Origin of the sequence: Levilactobacillus tujiorum, from assembly GCF_012641185.1 — a bacterium.
Classification (GTDB): Bacteria; Bacillota; Bacilli; order Lactobacillales; family Lactobacillaceae; genus Levilactobacillus; species Levilactobacillus tujiorum.
The window spans coordinates 1-1011 of sequence record NZ_JAAXLK010000049.1 but is presented as its reverse complement, the minus strand read 5'-3'; the positions used below and the strand labels follow the sequence as shown (position 1 = coordinate 1011).

1 rRNA gene is annotated in these 1011 nt (G+C 49.4%); it reads left to right on the top strand.

What is annotated here, in order from left to right:
- A 23S ribosomal RNA gene (locus HF569_RS12150) occupies positions 1-1011 on the top strand; the annotation flags it as partial.

Here is a 1011-nt window from a genome sequence, read left to right as displayed (position 1 = left end):
GCGGAAGCGGAGTGAAATAGTTCCTGAAACCATGTGCCTACAATTAGTTAGAGCCCGTTAATGGGTGATAGCGTGCCTTTTGTAGAATGAACCGGCGAGTTACGTTAATTTGCAAGGTTAAGGTGGAAAGACCGGAGCCGTAGCGAAAGCGAGTCTGAAACGGGCGTTTCAGTAAATTGACGTAGACCCGAAACCAGGTGACCTATCCATGTCCAGGTTGAAGGTGCGGTAAAGCGCACTGGAGGACCGAACCCGTGTATGTTGAAAAATGCTGGGATGAGGTGTGGATAGCGGTGAAATTCCAAACGAACTTGGAGATAGCTGGTTCTCTCCGAAATAGCTTTAGGGTTAGCCTCGGAGTTAAGAATCGTGGAGGTAGAGCCACTGTTTGGACTAGGGGCCCGTCATGGGTTACTGAATTCAGATAAACTCCGAATGCCACAGATTTATATCCGGGAGTCAGACGATGAGTGATAAGATCCACCGTCGAAAGGGGAACAGCCCAGACCACCAATTAAGGTCCCTAAATACATGCTGAGTGGAAAAGGATGTGGAGTTGCATAGACAGCTAGGATGTTGGCTCAGAAGCAGCCACCATTTAAAGAGTGCGTAATAGCTCACTAGCCGAGTGATCCTGCGCCGAAAATATACCGGGGCTAAGCATGTTACCGAAATTGTGGATGCGACCAATAGGTCGCGTGATAGGAGAGCGTTCTAAGGGCAACGAAGCTAGACCGCAAGGACTAGTGGAGCGCTTAGAAGTGAGAATGCCGGTATGAGTAGCGAAAGATCAGTGAGAATCTGATCCACCGAATGACTAAGGTTTCCTGGGGAAGGCTCGTCCTCCCAGGGTTAGTCGGGACCTAAGCCGAGGCTGAGAAGCGTAGGCGATGGATAACAGGTTGATATTCCTGTACTAGTTAATCATGTTTGAACGATGGAGGGACGCAGGAGGCTATGGTGTGCACACGATTGGAAATGTGTGTTCAAGCGTCAAGTCTGGTGATGAGT